This is a genomic window from Leifsonia sp. NPDC058230 (genome assembly GCF_042882245.1).
GTDB lineage: Bacteria > Actinomycetota > Actinomycetes > Actinomycetales > Microbacteriaceae > Leifsonia.
This window is the reverse complement of record NZ_JBHVWM010000003.1, coordinates 330594-348783: the sequence shown is the minus strand read 5'-3', so window position 1 is coordinate 348783 and position 18190 is coordinate 330594. Positions and strand designations below refer to the sequence as shown.

The 18190-nt window shown below is 69.1% G+C and carries 17 protein-coding genes; 7 read left to right on the top strand and 10 right to left on the bottom strand.

Annotated elements, in window-relative coordinates:
- Positions 1-7: 7 nt before the first annotated feature.
- Positions 8-460, top strand: a complete 453-nt coding sequence (gene mscL / locus ACFVV0_RS11530; protein WP_387062727.1) for a large conductance mechanosensitive channel protein MscL — start codon at positions 8-10, stop codon at positions 458-460.
- A 60-nt stretch (positions 461-520) separates the two neighbouring features.
- Here the strand turns inward: mscL and ACFVV0_RS11525 are convergent, their stop codons facing one another.
- From ACFVV0_RS11525 to ACFVV0_RS11510, 4 genes are all read right to left on the bottom strand, one after another.
- Entirely contained in the window at positions 521-724 is a 204-nt protein-coding gene (locus tag ACFVV0_RS11525; RefSeq protein WP_387062725.1) for a hypothetical protein, read from the bottom strand.
- 61 nt (positions 725-785) lie between these two features.
- Positions 786-4553: an AAA family ATPase gene (locus tag ACFVV0_RS11520; protein WP_387062723.1), complete on the bottom strand. Its 3768-nt coding sequence runs from the start codon at positions 4551-4553 to the stop codon at positions 786-788.
- A gap of 65 nt (positions 4554-4618) precedes the next feature.
- A complete protein-coding gene (locus ACFVV0_RS11515) occupies positions 4619-5911 on the bottom strand; it encodes an MFS transporter (protein WP_387062721.1) in 1293 nt (430 codons plus the stop codon).
- Positions 5908-6507 carry an ArsR/SmtB family transcription factor gene (locus ACFVV0_RS11510; protein ID WP_387062718.1) on the bottom strand — a complete coding sequence of 200 codons (600 nt, stop codon included), beginning with the start codon at positions 6505-6507 and terminating at the stop codon, positions 5908-5910. The genes ACFVV0_RS11515 and ACFVV0_RS11510 overlap by 4 nt, the downstream gene beginning before the upstream one ends.
- A 133-nt stretch (positions 6508-6640) precedes the next feature.
- Here ACFVV0_RS11510 and ACFVV0_RS11505 point away from each other — a divergent pair, with 133 nt between their 5' ends.
- Complete coding sequence (locus ACFVV0_RS11505; protein ID WP_387062716.1) at positions 6641-8086, top strand: MDR family MFS transporter; 1446 nt, start codon at positions 6641-6643, stop codon at positions 8084-8086.
- A 245-nt stretch (positions 8087-8331) separates the two neighbouring features.
- Entirely contained in the window at positions 8332-8961 is a 630-nt protein-coding gene (locus tag ACFVV0_RS11500) for a C40 family peptidase (protein WP_387062713.1), read from the top strand.
- Positions 8962-8994: 33 nt separating this feature from the next.
- Here the strand turns inward: ACFVV0_RS11500 and ACFVV0_RS11495 are convergent, their stop codons facing one another.
- Complete coding sequence (locus tag ACFVV0_RS11495; RefSeq protein WP_387062710.1) at positions 8995-9612, bottom strand: class I SAM-dependent methyltransferase; 618 nt, start codon at positions 9610-9612, stop codon at positions 8995-8997.
- A 172-nt stretch (positions 9613-9784) separates the two neighbouring features.
- Here ACFVV0_RS11495 and ACFVV0_RS11490 point away from each other — a divergent pair, with 172 nt between their 5' ends.
- On the top strand, positions 9785-10696 hold the full coding sequence (locus ACFVV0_RS11490; RefSeq protein WP_387062707.1) for a DsbA family protein: 912 nt from the start codon (positions 9785-9787) through the stop codon (positions 10694-10696).
- A gap of 84 nt (positions 10697-10780) precedes the next feature.
- Here ACFVV0_RS11490 and ACFVV0_RS11485 read toward each other — a convergent pair whose 3' ends face one another.
- Positions 10781-11218 (bottom strand): hypothetical protein, encoded by a 438-nt coding sequence (locus tag ACFVV0_RS11485; protein ID WP_387062705.1) that lies wholly within the window; start codon positions 11216-11218, stop codon positions 10781-10783.
- Positions 11215-11811: a TetR/AcrR family transcriptional regulator gene (locus ACFVV0_RS11480; protein ID WP_387062702.1), complete on the bottom strand. Its 597-nt coding sequence runs from the start codon at positions 11809-11811 to the stop codon at positions 11215-11217. Before ACFVV0_RS11480 ends, ACFVV0_RS11485 begins: the two co-directional genes overlap by 4 nt.
- A 133-nt stretch (positions 11812-11944) precedes the next feature.
- Between ACFVV0_RS11480 and ACFVV0_RS11475 the strand changes: the two genes are divergently transcribed.
- The 3 genes from ACFVV0_RS11475 to ACFVV0_RS11465 are packed head-to-tail and all read left to right on the top strand — an operon-like array spanning position 11945 to position 13614.
- Positions 11945-12541 (top strand): DUF6230 family protein, encoded by a 597-nt coding sequence (locus tag ACFVV0_RS11475; protein WP_387062699.1) that lies wholly within the window; start codon positions 11945-11947, stop codon positions 12539-12541.
- A 3-nt stretch (positions 12542-12544) separates the two neighbouring features.
- The gene (locus tag ACFVV0_RS11470; RefSeq protein WP_387062696.1) at positions 12545-12940 is read left to right on the top strand and encodes a DUF6114 domain-containing protein; all 396 of its coding nucleotides are present in this window, start codon (positions 12545-12547) and stop codon (positions 12938-12940) included.
- Positions 12895-13614 (top strand): hypothetical protein, encoded by a 720-nt coding sequence (locus ACFVV0_RS11465; RefSeq protein ID WP_387062693.1) that lies wholly within the window; start codon positions 12895-12897, stop codon positions 13612-13614. The genes ACFVV0_RS11470 and ACFVV0_RS11465 overlap by 46 nt, the downstream gene beginning before the upstream one ends.
- A gap of 28 nt (positions 13615-13642) precedes the next feature.
- Here ACFVV0_RS11465 and ACFVV0_RS11460 read toward each other — a convergent pair whose 3' ends face one another.
- The 3 genes from ACFVV0_RS11460 to ACFVV0_RS11450 all read right to left on the bottom strand — a co-directional run bounded on the left by ACFVV0_RS11460 (position 13643) and on the right by ACFVV0_RS11450 (position 18189).
- Positions 13643-16156, bottom strand: coding sequence for a lysozyme (locus tag ACFVV0_RS11460; RefSeq protein ID WP_387062690.1), 2514 nt, complete (start codon positions 16154-16156; stop codon positions 13643-13645).
- 120 nt (positions 16157-16276) lie between these two features.
- Positions 16277-17704, bottom strand: a complete 1428-nt coding sequence (gene rox, locus ACFVV0_RS11455; RefSeq protein ID WP_387062687.1) for a rifampin monooxygenase — start codon at positions 17702-17704, stop codon at positions 16277-16279.
- 59 nt (positions 17705-17763) lie between these two features.
- On the bottom strand, positions 17764-18189 hold the full coding sequence (locus ACFVV0_RS11450) for a VOC family protein (RefSeq protein WP_387062685.1): 426 nt from the start codon (positions 18187-18189) through the stop codon (positions 17764-17766).
- Position 18190 lies beyond the last annotated feature (1 nt).

Genomic DNA, 18190 nt, shown 5'->3' with positions numbered 1-18190 from the left:
ACGACCTTTGCTCAAGGGATTCAAGGAGTTCATCCTCCGCGGCAATGTCATCGACCTCGCGGTCGCGGTGGTCATCGGCGCGGCCTTCACAGCGGTCGTCAACTCGATCGTCACCAACGTCTTCAACCCGCTGATCGGCGCCGCCTTCAAGGCACAGAGTCTCGACAACTCGATGGTCGTGACCATCGGCGATGCGCAGATCAAGTTCGGAGCAGTGGTCGGCGCGGTCATCCAGTTCCTGATCGTCGCGGTCGTCGTCTACTTCGTGTTCGTGTATCCGATCAATCTCGCGAAGAATCACGCCCAGAAGCTGCGCAACCAGGGCGTCGTGGAGCCGGAGGCCCCGGTCACCGAGCTCGACCTGCTCACCGAGATCCGCGACCTGCTGCAGACGCAGCGCACCGCACCGGCCGCCGGCACCCCTGACATCGCACCCGGCACCGGCAAGCACGCCGAGTAGAGTCGCCGACTCGCGCCGGATCGACCTCCCCGGGCGCCGCGAAGGTCGATCTGCCGCGACTCACCAGTGCGGCGGAACGTCTCGCTTGAGGCGGTCGTCGTTGCTGTCGGCGCCGCGGTCGCCCCAGGCACGGTCGGTGTCCTCGGTGGCGCGCGTCGGCGCATCCGTCGCCTGCGGTGTCGGGTCGGTGCCCGGCACGGCCGGCAGGTGCGCACGCCGATGCCGGCGCACGGGTCGCTGCTCGTTCGCGGGGCTGTCACTCACCGGTCAAGCGTAACCGCCTGCGACGAGCGCGAACCGCGAGTGCCTGGGCGAGCGGTCGCCGCTACAGAGCGACCGGAACTCCGGGCAGCGTGATCGGGGCCGTCTCGGTGCTGACGTCGGTGACGCCGATGAGCCGGGCGATGCGCGCGGCGACCGCATCCGGGTCGGCGAAGAGCTCGAAGCTGTGCACGCGCAGGTAGTGCCAGCCGAGGCGGCGGAGCACATCGGGGCGCAGCCGCAGCGACTCGCGCAGGCTGCCGCGGTTGACGTCGTCGTCCGTCTCGACGGCGACGGCACGGCCGGCGTTCGAGGCGACGAGCGCGAGCTTGCCGCGATAGCCGAGCTGCACGTCGAGCCCGCGGCGGGCGAGACGCCTGGCCAGGTCGAGCAGCATCGGTTCGGTGTCGTGGCTCAGATACTGCGGTGCGGATGCGGCGATCTGGTCGGCCTCGCCGAGAACCTGGGCGAGAGCGGCGATCCCGTGGCGCATCCGCGACTCGTCGATGTCTTCCGGCTTGAAGCAGGAGACGATGTCCATCGACCGGCGGGCCCGCGTCATCCCGACCGCGAGAAGGCGTTCTCCTCCCGGCTCGGCGAGCGCGCCGAAGTTGGAGAGCAGGCGGCCGTGCGGTGTGCGCCCGTACCCGATCGAGAAGATGACGCGGTCGCGGCTCTGCGCCACCGACTGCTCCAGCGTGACGACCGTGAACGGTTCGGCGCGGTCCTTCAGGATGAAGTCCGCCAGTTCGGTGCGCTTGGCGAACGCCGCGAGCACCGCCTGGTTGACGCGCACAGCATGCCGTTCGCTGGCGGTGATGACCATGAGGGACTCACGGGGGCGCGCGGTGGCGTGCTCGAGCACGAGCTCCACGACCTTCGAGACCTCGGCGTCGGTGCTCTCGACCGCACCGGTGTCGGAGTCGGGCATCCCCTGGCCGCCGCTGACGTAGTTGAGAGTGAGGCTGCCATGGCCCAGGTAGGTTCCCGCCCAGGGCAGCGAATCGATCATGCCGCCGTAGAAGCGGCGGTTGACCAGGTCGGCGAGGTCCTCACCACCGGCACGATAGCTGCGGGTGAGCGTGTAGACCGGGAAGAGCTCGGAGAGCTGGGCGAGCGCGGAGTCGGCGTGGGCCGAGTCCACGTCAACGGCGTCGACCGTCTTGGCGTACTCGTGCACGCCGATATCGAAGTGCGAGGGGGTCTGCGTCACCGGGTCGCCGAACGCGACGACCTGACGGGCACGACGGATGACCGGGACGTTCTCGGCGAGACTCGAGGCTCCGGCGTCCACCAGGAAGACGGCGTCGAAGCTCAGTTCGCTGCTGATCGAGGTGATCTCGTACGGCGACACGAGCCAGACCGGCGCCAGCGGCCGAGCCAGGTGCGGCGCCGCGGCGTTGAGGGTCTCGGCCGTGGTCTGGTCGCCCTTCAGCAGCTTCTTGAGCGCGACGGCCTCCTCGGGCCAGTCGACGATGCCGATCTTCCAGGTTTCGGCGAGCATCCAGGCCAGCTGCTGCCCCGTCGCCGAGGCGTGGGCCTCGTCGACGAGCCGGAAGTCCGCTTCGAGCCGGTCGAGCACGCCGGTGTTGGCGCTGAGCAGCGCGCGGTCGGAGGCGAGCAGGCTCTCGAGGACGGATTGCCACCATGCGAGTTCGAGCTCCGCGCTCACCTGCGTGTCGGGAACGTGGCGCTGCGACAGGTCCGCGAGCAGGGGGTCGAGTTTGCGGTCGCGCAGTTCGGCGAGCAGCGCCGTGCGTTCCTGCAGGTTGGCGAGGACTTCGGATTCGGCGGCCAGTCCCGCGATCTGGCGGGTCAGCTCGTCGATCGGCAGCACGGACAGCGAGTTCGGCGATCCGGTGCGGCGCAGCGGGATGTCGAGACGGGCGAGGTCTTCGGCGACGCGCTGGTAGGCGACCTGCACATCCGCCAGTCCCGTCGGCAGCTCGGGCACGACACCTGCCGCTGCGAACCGCTGCCACAGGATGCGCTGCTGCTGGATGCGCCGCAGGCTCTCGTTCAGGTCGGTGACGTGCACGCCCGGGCGCACGTACTCGAGCGCGAGCTTGCGGAGCCGGCGGCGGTTGGCGCCGGACATGTTCGGGGATTCGCGGCGCGTCGACGTCGCCGCGATCAGCTCGGCGAGCGAGCGGTCGTAGACGGCCGGCTGGAACTTGTCGAGCGTCTCCCGCACGTCGAGGAGGAGGCGCAGGTAGACGCCGAGTTCCGCGATGGACTCGAAGGGGCGCATCCGGGTCTGCCCGATGAGGGTCTTCGCGCGCTCGATCAGCCGCGGCAGCTCGGCGCGGTTGAGCTTCTTGGCGAGGTCGTGGGCCGCATTGCCCTCCGCGGTGGTGGCGAAGGATGCGCCGTACCAGGGCGAGTCGTTCGGGCCGTACCGGAACTCTCCGAGCCGGGCCGATTTGATGAGCGAGTCCGCGGCGATCGCCCGGTCGCGCGCGAGCAGCTCGATGGCTTCGCGATCGAGGCGTGCCGTTGTCGACGGCGGGGTCGGCAGCAGGGAGAGCCGCGAGAGCTCGCCGAGCGCCTCGAGAACGGAGACGCCGAGCACGGGGTCTTTGCGGGTCAGCGCGGCGCGGTAGTCGAGCAGCACCTTGCGGAGGCGCACCAGCGCGTCGTCCACATCGTTGACCCGGGGCTGCGTGGCCTTCTCGTTGCGGCCGATCGACTGGATGACGTCCCGGCGCAGCGTGCGCGGGGTCACCGCGAGTCCGGCGAGGCCGACCTGCGTGAGGCGGTGGGAGATGTCGTCGAGGCTCGAGCGCCGCGGGCTCACCACGAGCACGCGCTTGTGCTGGCCGACGAGCGCGCCGATGGCGTTGACGATGGTCTGGGTTCCGCCGGTGCCGGGCAGGGTCTTCACGACGACGGAGTTGCCGGCGGAGATCTGCGCGACGACGTTCTCCTGCTCCTCATCGGCGTCGAGCAGCAGCGTGTCCGTGGTCGGCGGGCGTTCGTCCTGCCGGAGGGCGGTCACCGGGTTGAACGCGCCCTCCACGGCACGGCGTGCGGACGGGTTGCCCGCCAGCGAGTTCAGCACGGCGTTGTCGAGGTCGGTCGCCTCGGCGCTCAGCGCTGTGGCCACATCGGCGAACGACGACACCACAAGCCGGGGCTGCACGTTGAACCAGGCGAGGTGCGAGGTGAGGCCGCGCAGGCGGTCGATGACCGGCTGCGGCTTGAAGACGCCGTTGGTGAGAGCGAGGGCGACGAACGCATCCGCGTCGAGGGTGATCTGGAACTGCTCGACCAGGGCTCGGGCGAGTTCCGGGTTGAGGAACGGCTTGCCCTTCAGCTTCAGCTCGAAATCGCGACCGTAGCGGCGGATGGCGAGCGGGCGCAGCAGGATCGGAGCGGTGAACTCATCGCCGCCGTGCCGCCACTGGGCCAGGCCGATCGCGAGGTGCACAGATTCGATGCCGCGAACCGAGCGCAGCTCGATGCCCTTCGCCGTGATCGCGTTGGCGGCGGCGCGCGCCGTGCGCAGCGCAAGCTCGTCGCGGATCAGGCTGGACAGCAACGTGCTCTGCCCGGTGATGAACGGCGGCAGGCCTCCCGGGTGCGTCGAGCTCAACTCGATGCGGGTGCGCGGGCTGTCCTCGAAGTGCAGCAACGGCGAGGCACCGCCGAGGCCGGAGATCTCTTCTCTCCAGCGCTGCCAGACCGGCTCAGCGATGTTTCCGGCGACGAGCCCCGGGTCGCCGAGGCTGAGCGCATGCGGCGACGTCGTGTTCTGGGGGTTCAGGGCGTCGTCGTCTGGAATGACCGACGCTACGTCGTCATCCTCGTTTTTCCTGTCGAGTCGCCACACACGGCCACCCTACGGGCACATCCGTGCATTCCCGGGAAATGCGGGCGAGTTTCGCGCTAATGGCGTCACCTCGCGGGCTCGGTGTCGCCCTTGTGGCCGAGGAGTACCAGGCCGAGGACTCCGCACAGGAGATAGACCCCGGCCTGGCCGTTGAGGATCGCCACCACATCGAACCGCTCGGCGAGCAGACCGGCCACGAGCAGGCCGGCACCCTGGGCCGCACCGCCGAAGGTGGTGACGCTGGCGAAGACGCGACCGAGCGCATCCGGTGGCGTGACACGCTGCACGATGGTGATCATTCCGGTCATCGTGGCGACGCCGGGGATGCCCACGATGATGAACAGCCCGACGTACACCCACACCACCGTGGTGACCCCCGAGAGGTTCCAGGTGATCAACGAGATCGCACCGAACACGAGGTAGCCCCAGCCGACGAGCGTGCGTGGCGCGAATCGCCGGATGAGCACCCCGGTGAGCAGACCGCCGATCACACCGCCGATCGCCTGCACCCCGCGCAGGAGACCGACCTCGGCGTCGCTCGCCCCGAGGTTCTGCAGCACGTAGACGATGAACAGCACGAGGAAGATCCCCTGGGCGAACTGCGCCAGCGTGGTGATGCCGGTGACGGCGGCCAGCGGGCGCACCCGCCGGATGGTCGAGAGCCCGTCGAGCCACTGCCGGAAGAAATGGAGTCGCGGTATCGGTTCGTCCGACGGGTGCGGTTCCCGCTCGCCCGGGCGGCTGAGCGCGACGAGGCCCGCACTCAGCAGGTAGCTGGCCGCATCGATCACGACCACGCCCGGGAGGCCGACGAGGGTGAACGCGAGACCGCCGAGGGGCGACCCAATCAGGCGCGCCAGGTTCTCGCTCACCGCCATCAGGGCGTTTCCGGTTCCGAGCTGCTCGGGATCGACGAGCCGCGGCACGAGCGCCTGCTTGGCGGGATTGACCATGGCGCCGAGGCAGGCCTCGATCGCCGCGACGGCGTAGACGATCCACATACGGTCGGCGGATGCCCAGAGCAGCGGGATCAGCATGGCGCCCTGCACGAGATTGGTCACGATCATCGTGCGGCGGTGGTCCCACCGGTCGACCAGCACGCCCAGGAAGCTGCCGAGCACGAGCATCGGGATGAGCTCGGCGAGGAACACGGTCGAGGCCCCGAGCGCCGAGCCGGTCGCCGCGAACGCGAAAAGGGGCAGCGCGATCATCAGCAGCCAGTCCCCCGTGTCGGAGACGAAGCTGCTCGCCCAGACGAGGGCGAAGTCGCGCCGCAGGAGCGGCGAGCGCGTCGCGGGGCGCGGGGCCGTGGCGGTGTCCGGGCCGGCGTCGCCGCTGCCGGGGTCTGTGCCGGTCACGGTCGCACCGCATCCGGGTGCAGGTAGGCGTTGAGGTGCAAGGCGACCACGTCGGCTCCTTCGGGTGGGTCGGTGCGGGTGAGGCCGATGTACGGCCGGATGAGCGCGTCGAGTCTTTCGCCGAGGTCGCGCAGTTCTTGTGGAGTGAGCCGCAGCGCGTATCCACTGAGCATCGTCGCGTCCTGCCACTGCTCGGGGAGTTCGTCCCGCTGGGCGACGGCCCGGCGCGTGAGTGCGGCCTCGTCGTCGATCTGCTTCTCCACGAGCATCCGTTGGGCGGAGTCGACGCCGAGCGAGAGCGCGGGGTCGTCGGTGTGCCCGAACTGGAGGCCGGTGGCGGTCGAGCGCCAGGGCCGTTCGCGACCGTCAACCGGGTCGACCGACTCGACCAGCCCGAAGCGCGCGAGCGACCGCAGGTGGTAGCTGCAGTTGGACGCCGTCGATCCGACCACCTCGGCGCACTGACTCGCGGTCTGCGGCCCGAACGCCATCAGATGGTTCAGCAGCGCGAGGCGAAGCGGATGCGCGAGCGCACGCAGCGCGCGCGCGTCGCTCACCTGGCGGCGATCCTCCGGTCTGGCCGATGTGAAAGACATGTTTCACATTCTCTCCTCTGTGATCACCCGCGTCAAGCACCGTCTGCAGAAGCCGAGGTCGGAATCGGCGGGAATGCGGCGCAACAGCCCGCGTTGTTGTAGAACGTTAAGTACCCGGAACCCCCAGGAGCTCATGACCATCCCCACCACCGCCGGCGTCGGATTCCGATCCGAGCGCGGCCCCGTTCTCATCAGCCTGATGCTCACCACCGGGCTGGTGGCGATCGACTCGACCATCCTGGCCACGGCCGTGCCGTCGATCGTCAACGACCTCGGCGGCTTCACGCAGTTCCCGTGGCTGTTCTCGGTGTACCTGCTCGCGCAGGCGGCATCCGTGCCCGTCTACGCCAAGCTCTCCGACACCATCGGGCGCAAGCCGATCGTCCTCATCGGGATCGGACTCTTCCTGATCGGTTCGGTGCTGTGCGGATTCGCGTGGAGCATGCCCGCGCTCATCGCGTTCCGCGCCCTCCAGGGACTGGGCGCGGGCGCCGTTCAGCCGATGGCGGTGACGATCGCCGGAGACATCTACACCGTCGCCGAGCGCGCCAAGGTGCAGGGCTACCTCGCGAGCGTCTGGGCGATCTCGTCGGTGGTCGGCCCGACCCTCGGCGGGGTCTTCTCGCAGTTCACCTCGTGGCGGTGGATCTTCTTCGTCAACGTGCCGCTCTGCATCCTGGCGGGGTGGATGCTCATCCGCAATTTCCACGAGAAGGTGGAGCCGCGCAAGCACCGCATCGACTACGCGGGCGCGACCCTGCTGACCTTCGGGATGAGTCTGCTGATCCTCGCCGTGCTCGAGGGCGGTCAGGCGTGGGCGTGGAACTCCGTGTGGAGCATCGGCGCCTTCGTGATCGGCGCCCTGCTGCTCGTGGCGTTCGTGCTCGTCGAGCGCAAAGCCGCCGAGCCGATCCTGCCGCTGTGGATGTTCTCCCGTCGGCTGCTCGTGACCACCACCCTCATCTCGCTCGGCGTCGGCGCCGTGCTCATCGGGCTGACGTCGTACGTGCCCACCTACCTGGAGGGCACGATCCACGTCGAGCCGATCATCGCCGGGCTCGCGGTCGCAGCGCTGACGATCGGCTGGCCGATCGCGGCAGCCCTCTCCGGGCGGTTCTACCTGCGCATCGGCTTCCGCAACACAGCCCTGCTCGGAACCGGGATCGCGATCGTCGGCGCTGTCGTCCTGGCTCTGACGGCGTCGCATCCGAGCGTGCTGTTCGTCGCGGTCAGCTGTTTCATCGTCGGACTCGGGATGGGCCTCATCGCGACCCCGACGCTGATCGCCGCCCAGTCGAGCGTCGGCTGGAACGAGCGCGGCGTCGTGACGGGCACGAACCTGTTCGCCCGATCGATCGGCAGCTCGGTCGGCGTCGCCGTCTTCGGCGCCATCGCCAACTCGATCATCGCCGCCTCGGTCGGCGGCGAACAGGATCCCGCGACCGTGCAGGCGGCCTCGCAGGCCGTGTTCGTCGCGGTCGCCGTTGTCGCCGTGCTCACGATCATCGCCGGGCTCGCCATGCCCCGTGCGCGGGTCGAGGATGTGGAGATCAGCCGGCAGGCGTCGCCGGCCGAGTAGGCGCGCATCCTGAGAGAACGTCTATGCAGACGGCCCCGAAACGCCGGTGGGACTCGGGAGACACCCATGCTCCCGCTCCTAGGCTGGGCGACTATATGCACAACGAGACACGAGGCGACGACGCCGAACGAGGACGACACAGGGCCGCGCCGCCGACGCGGGCCGTTCGGAGACGTCGACCCCCTCGTGCCCGCGTGTCGTCCCCGTCGAGGACATCGAGGCCGTCGGGCGCCCGGGCCACAGCGATGACCGCGTCCGCCGCTGCCATCGCCCTCGTCAGCAGCGTCATGTTCGCGCTCCCGGCCGAGGCCGCCACGACGACGGCACCGCTCGACTACGTGACCGCCGCCGCCGAGGGCCACCAGCACCTTCAGGCCATGACGGTCGCGAACTTCGAGAGCGCAGCCCTGACCGATCGCAACGACCCCGTCGCCGCAGCGCTCGCCGGCGTGATCGCCGGGCAGGGCGGGGCCGCGGGCAAGCAGGCCGCCTCGGCGATCAGCGCGGCCCTCTCGGGGAGCGGTCCGCGGCAGAAGATCGTCGCCACCGCGCTCACCTACCTCGGCGACCCGTACGTGATGGACGGCACGAGCCACTCGGGAATCGACTGCTCGGGACTCGTCATGGTGTCGTACGCCACCGTCGGCATCCAGCTCGGCCACCTCGTGCACCTGCAGGACGACGCCGGCACACGCATCGACGCGAGCGAGGCGCAGCCCGGCGACCTCGTGGTGTTCGACGACGAGGAGCACATCGGCCTCTACCTGGGCGGCGGCGTGCTCATCCAGGCACCCGCACCCGGTCGTCCGGTCGAGGTCACCACGGTCTGGGCGGGCGTCCCCCACCACTTCACGCGCATCCTCCCCGCCTCCTGAGAGCGGGATGCGCTCGGGCTCGCGGGCGTGCGGCTACGGTTTGCGCGCCAGCGCCACGAACTCGTTGTAGGTGAACGCCTTCCCGGCGACTCTCGGGAACGGGAACGAGTAGTGCCGCACCGGCATCAGGCCGAGTCTGCGGCTCAGGGTCTCGAGTCCGTCGAAGTCGACGAACGTCACGTGCGTCGCATCCGACCGGTACCCGCGCTCCTGCGGAGTGATGAAGCAGACCACCCCGCCCGGTTTGACATACGGCAGGTAGCTCGCCATCAGCTCGACGGCGAAATCGCGATCGAGGTGCTCGGCGACATGGGCCATCAGCGCCGAGTCGAACAGGCCCGGCACCGCATACGGCGAGCTGGGGAACTCGTCGCTGGTGAACGCCGTCAACCCGCGCGCCCGGGCGATGGCGATCGCTTCGGCATTGTGGTCGACGCCGACACTCTCGGTGCCGAGGTGCGCGAGGTTACGCCCGAGGCCGCATCCGATGTCGAGCACACGGCCGAGGTGGAGCCTGCGGACGTTCCACCGGTACGGCGCCTGCACGTTGAGTGTGCGGCGCCACCAGGAGTTGTCGAGGCGGCGGAGGCGCTCCGCGTACTCAGCGCCAGCCGTGGCCTTTCCCGAACCATCGTCGTCGTGGTCCGTCATCGCGATATCCGTTGGGAGAACACGAAGCAACCGTACGACACGCCTCAGCGCTCGCAAAGCATGGGCGCCCGAGGATTTCACGGGCAACCGTACGACCCGCCTCAGCGGTCTCAAAGCATTCACCCAATAGCATCGATGGGGAAGTGTTCACCGTCGATGGGAAGAAAGCCGAATGGCAACAGGTAGGGGCGCCTCCGGGCCCAACAAACGGGACCGTCGCGAAGAAGCTCGCGAGCACGCCCGCCAGATGCGCGAGGAGGCGGCCAAGAAGGCCAAGCGCCGCAAGTTCGTCGTGCAGGGCTCGGTCATCGTCGGCATCCTCGCCGTGCTCGCCATCGTCGGCGTCTTCATCTTCAACGGCGTCAGCGCCTCGAACAACGTCGCCAACCCCAAGAACATGCTCAGTGGCGGAATCCTGCTCAACTCCCCCACGGAGGCGGTGACGACTCCGGCCATCGCCAAGGGTGAGGATGCGACCCCGACGACGCCGAAGCTCGACGGCCAGACGGCGCACATCGTCATGTACGTCGACTACCAGTGCCCGATCTGTCTCGAATTCGAGCAGGCGAACACCCAGCAGATGGAACAGTGGATGTCCGACGGTCAGGCGACCGTCGAGATCCACCCCGTGTCCATCCTCGACAGCGTGAGCAACAAGAACTACTCCACCCGGGCCGCGGCTGCGGCAGCCTGTGTCGCCAACTACGACCCGAACAACTATTTCGCCATCAACACGGCGTTCTACGCGAACCAGCCCGATGAGCAGACCGGCGGCGGCCTGTCCAACTCCAAGATCCTCGGAATCTTCAAGGACGCCGGCGTGAGTTCGCAGCAGATCACCGATTGCGTCAACGATCAGAGGTTCGCGCCGTTCATCACCAACCAGACGAAGGCGGTCGTGAGCGACCCCGACCTCGTCAACCCGTCCAGCGGCGGCTTCGGCACCCCCACCGTGCTCGTCAACGGCCAGCGCTACTCGGGCAGCGTCAGCGACGCCAGCGCGTTCGCGACCTTCGTCGGCACCGCGGTGCAGCAGGCGGGCACCGGTTCGACCGCGACGCCCACTCCGACGCCCACCCCGTAGCACCAGCAACGCTGCAATCCGCGAAGGCGGCCGGTCTCGGACCGGCCGCCTTCGTCGTCGGTCCGTGCGCGGGCGCCGGCCCGATCAGGCGTCGACCGTGATGTGCAGGGTCGAGAACCGGAACGGTCCGGGGCAGTCGCCGAACCGGGAACCCACCGGTTCGGTCGGGATCTCGTGCACGGCGTCGCTGAGCACGCCCGCATCCTCGCCGGTCACGACCACCCGGAGACTCCTCACCGTCCCGGCGGGAGCCGCCGCCGAGTCGAGGTACGGAGCCTCCTGCGGGATCTCCCACGTCGTGCCGTCGCTGCGCTCCACCACAGCAGGCTCGCACTCGTCGCCGAAGCACGCCGCCAGGGTGGCGCCCCCGGCGGGCGGCCCCGACAGTTCCACGACGGCCGGCCCTCGGTAGAGGTAGCCGATGGCCGGGCACACGCTCGGCTGACTGCACCCCACCAGCGTGAGACCGGCGATCAGGACGGGGACCCCGAGCACGGCCTTGCGCATCCGTCGACCGCTCATCGCGTCTCCCCCACCGACTCGGCGACCGCCCTGGCGCTCCGTTCCAGGAACGAGACGATCTCCTCCGACGGCAGCTCGGTGCCCAGCGCGCTCTCGACGAGCGCCTCTTCGGCGAACGCGACCCACGAGCGCAGGGCGATGCGAAGGAGCTCCGTGTCCGGCACGCCGAGCTCGAGGAACACCGCGATCACCCTCTCCGCCTGGAGCGTGCGAGCCTCTTCGACCACCGCGCGCACCTCGGTGTCGCCGCTCGCCACACCGCGCACCAGCGAGTAGAACGTGCCGCGGTGGTCCCGCACGAACTGCACGATCCGGGTGAGCGTGTCGCGCAGCCGTTCGGAGGGCGGCAGGTCGGGCGACGGCTCGGTCGCGCGCAGCATGCTGTCGCGCGCGGTCCTGACCACCTCACGGCGCAACCCGTTCTTCGAGCCGAAGTAGTGGAAGAGCAGCCCGCGGGAGACGCCCGCCTGCGTGGACAGGTACTCGATCGTGACGGATTCCAGGGGATTCTCGGCGAGCGACTCCACGCCGATCGCGACCAGCTGGGCACGGCGTTCCTCCGGGGTCAACCGGGTGCGCCGATCCTCCTGCATGCTGCGAGCCTATCCGGCGCACCTCTATTGACATTCGGTCAATAGACATTAGGCTCGCAAACGAAACGAGCGTGTCACCCGGATGGGGGCCGCTCCGCCCCAGTTCGGTCTCGCTCTGGATCAAGGAGGATCTGTGAAGTCCCGCAAGCTCACCGGCACGCACGGCGGACGCCTCGTGCTCGCCGCCATCCCCGTCGCCCTCGTCTCGACGTTTCTGATGGCCGGCGTGGCCAACGGTGCGGTGCCCGTCTCGTTCTCCGTCTCCGGCAGCCAGTTCCAGATCAGCGCCTCGCAGCTCGACGGAACCGGCTTCTCCCAGTACGCGGGCGTCGCCCCCGACACCGCCGGGAAAGACCACCAGGTCGCCATCGCGAACATCAACTCCGCGACCCTCGCCGACCTGTGCCAGTCGGTGGTCACCGACACCCCGATGGGCAAGGTGGGCCTGCTCATCACCGCGGGTGGCGGCGGCAAGCCGGCCAGCGCATCCGACCTCCAGATCGGCATGACCGACCTCAAGGGCGACTCGACCTTCGGCAACATCCGGATCGGCGTCGACGCCTCCACCGTGAAGACCAGCGCGAAGGGCTCCGCCGGCGACTTCGCACAGGATGCCGACACGGTGAAGATCACGAACCTCCAGCAGACGGCGTGGAGCACGCAGGCTTCGGTCTTCACCCTCACCGGCATGCACGTGCAGCTCACCGACGGCTCCAAGGGATGCTTCTAGCCCATGACCATCGTGACCCACTCCGGCCGCTGGTCGCGCTTCCGGGCGTGGCGCAGTGAGCGCCCGTTCGTCGGCGGACTCCTGACCGTGCTCGCCGGCGTGGAGCTGTTCTTCTCCGGCCAGCTCGACTTCGGGAAGATCCACGTGCAGCTCGGCATCGAGGGGCTGCAGGCGACGATCATCCCGCTGGTGCTGGTTCTGCTCGGCGTGCTCGCCGTCGTCATGCCCGTGCATCGCATCTTCTACGGCGTCATCGCTCTGGCCGTGTCGGTCTACTCGCTCATCGGCGTGAACTTGGGCGGGTTCTTCATCGGGATGCTCCTCGGAGCGGTGGGCGGCATCCTCACTGTCGCGTGGATGCCGAAGGCCGAGACCTCGACGACCGGGAGCCCCTCCTGACCGCCCGCCAGGGTCGCGCGCGCCGCCGCGGAGCGGTCGCGCTCTGCGTCGCGCTCGCCGCCACCGGACTCGGGGCCGTGCGGACGTCTGCACCGACCGAGTTCTGCATCCCCCTGCTCATGCAGTGCGGTGCACCCACGCCGGCGCCCGGCCCAACGTCGCCACTCCCGCTGCCGACCCTGCCGGTCTCCCCCGGCTCGCCGTCCGCCTCTCCCGCGCCGACCCCCTCGGCACTGCCGACCCCGGCGGTTCCGGATGCGGGAGCCCCCACCTTCACGCAGCCCCCGGCCCAGCTCGGCGGCTCCTCGATCTCCTTCACGGGACTCCAGTCCGTCACCGTGGTCGAGGTCCCCCTCGCCGACGGGTCGAAGACCCCCGTGCTCAAGCTCGTCGCCGACACCATCACGATCGACGACTTCACCCTGACCGTGCGGCACGAGACGGGCCCGGTGCTGCTCACGACGGCCGACCGGATGGAGCTGCGCGGTCACGTGCAGGTCTACGTCGACTCGGTGACCGCGACCCTGCTCGACGGCGACCCGATCACCCTCGGAGCGTCGACCCCTCCACCCGCCGACGGACTGCCGCCGCAACTGCTGAAGGTCAACCTGGGCCTGGTGGGCGTCACGGCCGACGCGATCGCGTTCACGGCGTCACATCAGAACCTGAAGTGACGCCGCGACGCGGTCGCCGGCGGCCGACCTACGCCGGACCTCCCGTTGCGTACGTGGCGGCGAACATGGCCGACACGTCGAGGTACGGCTGACCCGCCGACAGCTGCGCGAAGCGGGCCATCGACGAGATCGGATGCTTCTGGCCGCCGTTGAGGTAGTAGATCGAGCCATCCGGCGTGCGGATGAACGCCGTGGCGTTCACCCCCTTGCTCAGCAGCGTGCAGGTGAAGTCGTCGAGCTGCACGTAGCTGAGCGGATAGAGCCCGCTCACCGCCGACGACACGACGTGGATGCTCCCGCCCGCGCTCAGGTACTTCTGCGAGCCGCAGAGCACGCCGTAACCCAGCAGCGAGCTCGACGTGGGGTACGCGGCGAGTCGATCATCCGTCGTGAACGTGAACGAGTCGATTCCCGCTGACGCCGGGTAGTCGAAATTGGAGAATGCGATCTTGTTCGTCACGCCGTTGACCAGGTAGACCGTTGCGTTGTTCGGACTGCGCACCAGGGTTCCCGCAGTAAGGGCCACCGGACCGTTGGGCAGCGAACTGATCAGCGCCTGCGGAACCACGGTGATCACGGGATCCTTGCCGCCCGAGAGCGCGATGAGCGAATCCCACGAGCTGATCGGCCGGATGTCGTTCGGCATCACCAGATACACGGTGCCGTTCGCCGTCGACATGACCGCCGTGCCCGCCGCGACGGGCGTCTTGCTGGCGTACGACGTGAGGAACGATGCCGGGACCGTCACCGGCGCGAACTGAGCCCCGCCGACCCCTGCCGCCCAGGGGGAGAGTCCTCCCTGGCCGAGCACCTGGATCGTCGAACTCCCCGCAGCCTGGAACGCCCCCGTGAACCGGTTCGTCGCCGGGAGCTGAGCGATGCTCGCGGCCTGAAGGCTGCCGACCGCTCGTCCGGGCAGACCAAGGAGGGCCGCGGCGCTCGGATCGATGGCCGAGACCTTTCCTCCGGTCAGCAGCGCGAACGTCGAGGTCCCTGCGACCGACGCGTACACGTCATCCCTCACCACCGGGGTGCCCAAGGGCAGATAGGAGACCGCGGTCGGCGACAGGAAGTGGGTGTTCTGACCGAGTCCCGCCTGGGTCAGCGACGCTGTATCCAGAACCTCGTGCCGCGCGCCGTCCTTGATGTCGTAGCGCGGACCGCCGCTCGACGTGACGAGTGGGAGCATCGCCGGACCCGTGGCGTACTGGGCGCTCTGGGCGGCCGTCAGCTGCACGTATCCGGACGGGTCGCAGGAGCCGCCGAAGTCTTCCACCATGGCGCAGGAGCCGAACGACAGCTTGATGCCCGAGTCGAAGTACCAGATCGTGCCATCGGGTGACCGGATGACCCTGCCGACCGCCTGTCTGGTCGTGAACTGGTCGAGATAGGCCTGTGGCACGTACGCGATCTGTCCGAGTGGACTGAGCGAGCCCAGCGAGACGAGGCCCGTCACGGGGTATTTGTCCGTGCCCGACACCAGGTAGACGGATGCGTTGGCGATCGTCCTGACCAGGCTCGAGCCGAGTCCGTAGGTCTGGAGCTGGGTCAGGTTGCCGTTGAACACATCCTGATCGCCCGGGAAGATCCCCGAGCTCGCATACTGCCACAGCGTGTACGACGGCCATCCGGCCGGAAGCGTTCCCGCTCCGTCCGCGATGTTGTTCGGATACCGGGCGATGAAGAGCGGGTTGGCCGAGAACGCCGGGCTGTTGCCGGTGCACTGGATCCACCAGTTCGTCGTCGAGTAGATCGCGGGCAACCGGCCGATACGAGCCTGGACGGTGTTGGAGAAGTCGCGGATCCAGCCCACCATCTGCGCCGCGTTCAGACCGTAACAGGTCGCGCCGTACGGGTTGTACTCGATGTCGAGCAGCGGCGGCATCGTGCGGCCGTCCGCTGATCCCGCACCGCCGTGGTCGAGGAACCAGTTGGCTTGTGCGGCACCGTTCGACGTGTTCGGGGTCGCGAAGTGGTAAGCGCCGTGCAGCATCCCGACGTTGTAGGAGTCGGTGTACTGCTCGTTGAACTGGCTGCTCACGTAATTGGTGTTCTCGGTGGCCTTCACGTAGGCGAACCGCGCACCGTTCGCCCAGATCGACGCCCAGCTGGACGCGTTCAGCACCTGCCAGCCGCTGACGTCAAGACCGGGGATTCCCGGCGGGGACGCCGCCGCCGCGAGCGAACGGAACCTGCTCGGCGGGGCCACGGCGGCCGGGTCGTTGGCCGCGACGGTCGACCCCATGCTGTGGTTCCCCGCAGCGTTCATCGTCTCCAGCGACGGATCACCCGGGATGCCGCTGATCGGCGCATCCGGAGACACGGCGGGCGGCGTGATCGACGGCGTTGGCGCCTGGCTCGGTGTCGGCGTGGGACTCGGCGCCGGACTCGAGGGAACCGGTGACGCGGGTGCCGTGGGAGCCGCAGTGGCGGCGTCCGACGGGTCGGCTGACGGAACGACCGGAGCCGCAGCGGTGAGGGCACCCACCACCAGTGCAAAACCACTCAGACTCGAGAGAACGAGCCGCGGCAAAGAATGCATGGAATTATCCCATCTGTTGCCTGTATGAGTTGCAGACTAATACGCGCTCGGCGACACGGCTGGTCTGCCGCGCCCGGAAGACGGGATCTGCGCGGCGGCGCGGACGCACCTTCCGCCGAGCTACGAAGCGGCCCCGAACCAGGCGGGCAGGTGGCCGAGCAGGTCGCTCTGGTCGTCGCCGATCCATGCCACATGGCCGTCGGGGCGGAGAAGCACCGCGGGTGCGTCCAGTTGCGCGCCGGCGTCCACGACGTAGTCGACCCGATCCGCCCATCCTGCCACCGAGAGCCCGCCGGTCCGGTCGAGCAGGAGCCCGCGGCCGGCGTGGGTGAGCTCGTAGAGCCGGCCCCGGGTCAGCGGGAGGTCGCGCAGCCGTCTGCCGAGCAGCTCGGGTCCGTCGCCGAAGTCGTAGCGGATCCCGATCCCGGCGACCTTCTCGGCCAGAAAACTGCTGACGTCGTCGAAGTCCATCAGCTCGGTCAGCAGCCGGCGCACGGCCTGGGGGCCCGGATCCGGAGAGATGAGCTCGCTCTGGGCGCGGGTGATCGTGAGCACGTCGTCGGCGACCGGGTGACGCTCGGCGAAATAGCTGTCCAGCAGGCCGTCCGGCGCCCATCCGTCGACCGTGGCCGCGAGCTTCCACCCGAGGTTGAACGCATCCTGGATGCCCAGGTTCAGACCCTGCCCGCCCAGCGGTGGATGCACGTGGGCCGCATCGCCCGCGAGCAGCACCCGCCCCGCCCGATAGCGTTCGGCGAGCCGCGTGGCGTCGGTGAACCGGGTCAGCGAGCGCGGTGAGTGCACGCCGAAGTCGGTGCCCGCGTACGCGACCAGCTGCGTCCGGAACTCCTCCAGCGTCGGCGGCACCGAGCGGTCTTCGGCCACGGTCGCCGCCGGTACGACCGCTCGGCACAGGCCGTCACCGGCGGGGCCGATACCGAAGCCCCGGTGCGTCTTGCGCACCTCCTCCCCCACCGCGGCCACCTCGTCCGCCGGCGCGGTCACCTCCACCTCGCCGAGCAGCCACTCGGTCTTGGCGGGCTCGCCCGGGAAGCCGATGCCGAGCATCCGGCGCACGAGGCTGCGTCCGCCGTCGCAGCCGACCAGCCAGCGCGAGCGCACCCGGGTGCCGTCGGCGAGCTCGACGCCGACGCCCTCGTCGTCCTGTTCGATGCCCGTCACCTCGGAGCCGCGGCGGATCTCCGCGCCGAGCTCGGCGGCGCGCTCGGCCAGCAGACGATCGGTGACCGGCTGCGGAATGCCGAGAACATAGGCGTGGGCGGTGTCGAGGTGCACCGGATGCGGGTTGGCGATCCCGGCGAACCGGCCGACGCCTTCCGGATATTGCGTCCCGTGAGCGAGGAACCTCTCGAGCAGCCCGCGCTGGTCCATGATCTCGATGCTGCGCGGATGCAGTCCCAACGACCGGACCGCCGTGCTCGGCACCGCATCCCTCTCCAGCACGAGGACGTCGACGTCGTGCAGCCGCAGCTCACTCGCCAGCATCATCCCCGTCGGCCCACCGCCACTGATGATCACGTCGAACACGTGGGACCCCATCCGGTCGCCGTCCTCCCCGTTTACTGCGCTTACTGCGTTTGCTGCGCTCACTGCAGGCAGAACTCGTTGCCCTCCGGATCGCGCAGCTGGTAGTAGTGCTCGGTCGCCGGCCCCCACTTCTGGTCGATCAGCCGCACCACGGTCGCGCCGAGGGCGACGAGGCGATCCTTCTCCGCATCGAGTTCCTCATCCGTCGGCCGCCGTCCGTGCACGGCCTGCACGTCGAGGTGAACGCGATTGCGCCCCGTCTTCGGCCCATCGGCGTGGTGGAAGAACAGCCGCGGCCCGCTGCCGTCGGGGCTCTCCGCCAGCGCCCGCTTGCCGAGGTCGTCTTCGCTCAGGCCGCCGGCGAGCAGCATCTCCCGGAACTCCCCCTCGAACCGCTGGGGCGGATACCCGAACACCCCCGACCAGAAGTCCGACAGCGCCTGTGGATCGTTCGCGTAGAACACGATGTTGCCGAGCGTTGCCATT

Coding starts and splice junctions, on each gene's coding strand:
- ACFVV0_RS11510 (WP_387062718.1), bottom strand. CDS start 6,507: ATGTCTTTCACATCGGCCAGACCGGAGGATCGCCGCCAGGTGAGCGAC.
- ACFVV0_RS11495 (WP_387062710.1), bottom strand. CDS start 9,612: ATGACGGACCACGACGACGATGGTTCGGGAAAGGCCACGGCTGGCGCT.
- ACFVV0_RS11460 (WP_387062690.1), bottom strand. CDS start 16,156: ATGCATTCTTTGCCGCGGCTCGTTCTCTCGAGTCTGAGTGGTTTTGCA.
- ACFVV0_RS11490 (WP_387062707.1), top strand. CDS start 9,785: ATGGCAACAGGTAGGGGCGCCTCCGGGCCCAACAAACGGGACCGTCGC.
- ACFVV0_RS11505 (WP_387062716.1), top strand. CDS start 6,641: ATGACCATCCCCACCACCGCCGGCGTCGGATTCCGATCCGAGCGCGGC.
- ACFVV0_RS11485 (WP_387062705.1), bottom strand. CDS start 11,218: ATGAGCGGTCGACGGATGCGCAAGGCCGTGCTCGGGGTCCCCGTCCTG.
- ACFVV0_RS11450 (WP_387062685.1), bottom strand. CDS start 18,189: ATGGCAACGCTCGGCAACATCGTGTTCTACGCGAACGATCCACAGGCG.
- ACFVV0_RS11470 (WP_387062696.1), top strand. CDS start 12,545: ATGACCATCGTGACCCACTCCGGCCGCTGGTCGCGCTTCCGGGCGTGG.
- ACFVV0_RS11500 (WP_387062713.1), top strand. CDS start 8,332: ATGACCGCGTCCGCCGCTGCCATCGCCCTCGTCAGCAGCGTCATGTTC.
- ACFVV0_RS11480 (WP_387062702.1), bottom strand. CDS start 11,811: ATGCAGGAGGATCGGCGCACCCGGTTGACCCCGGAGGAACGCCGTGCC.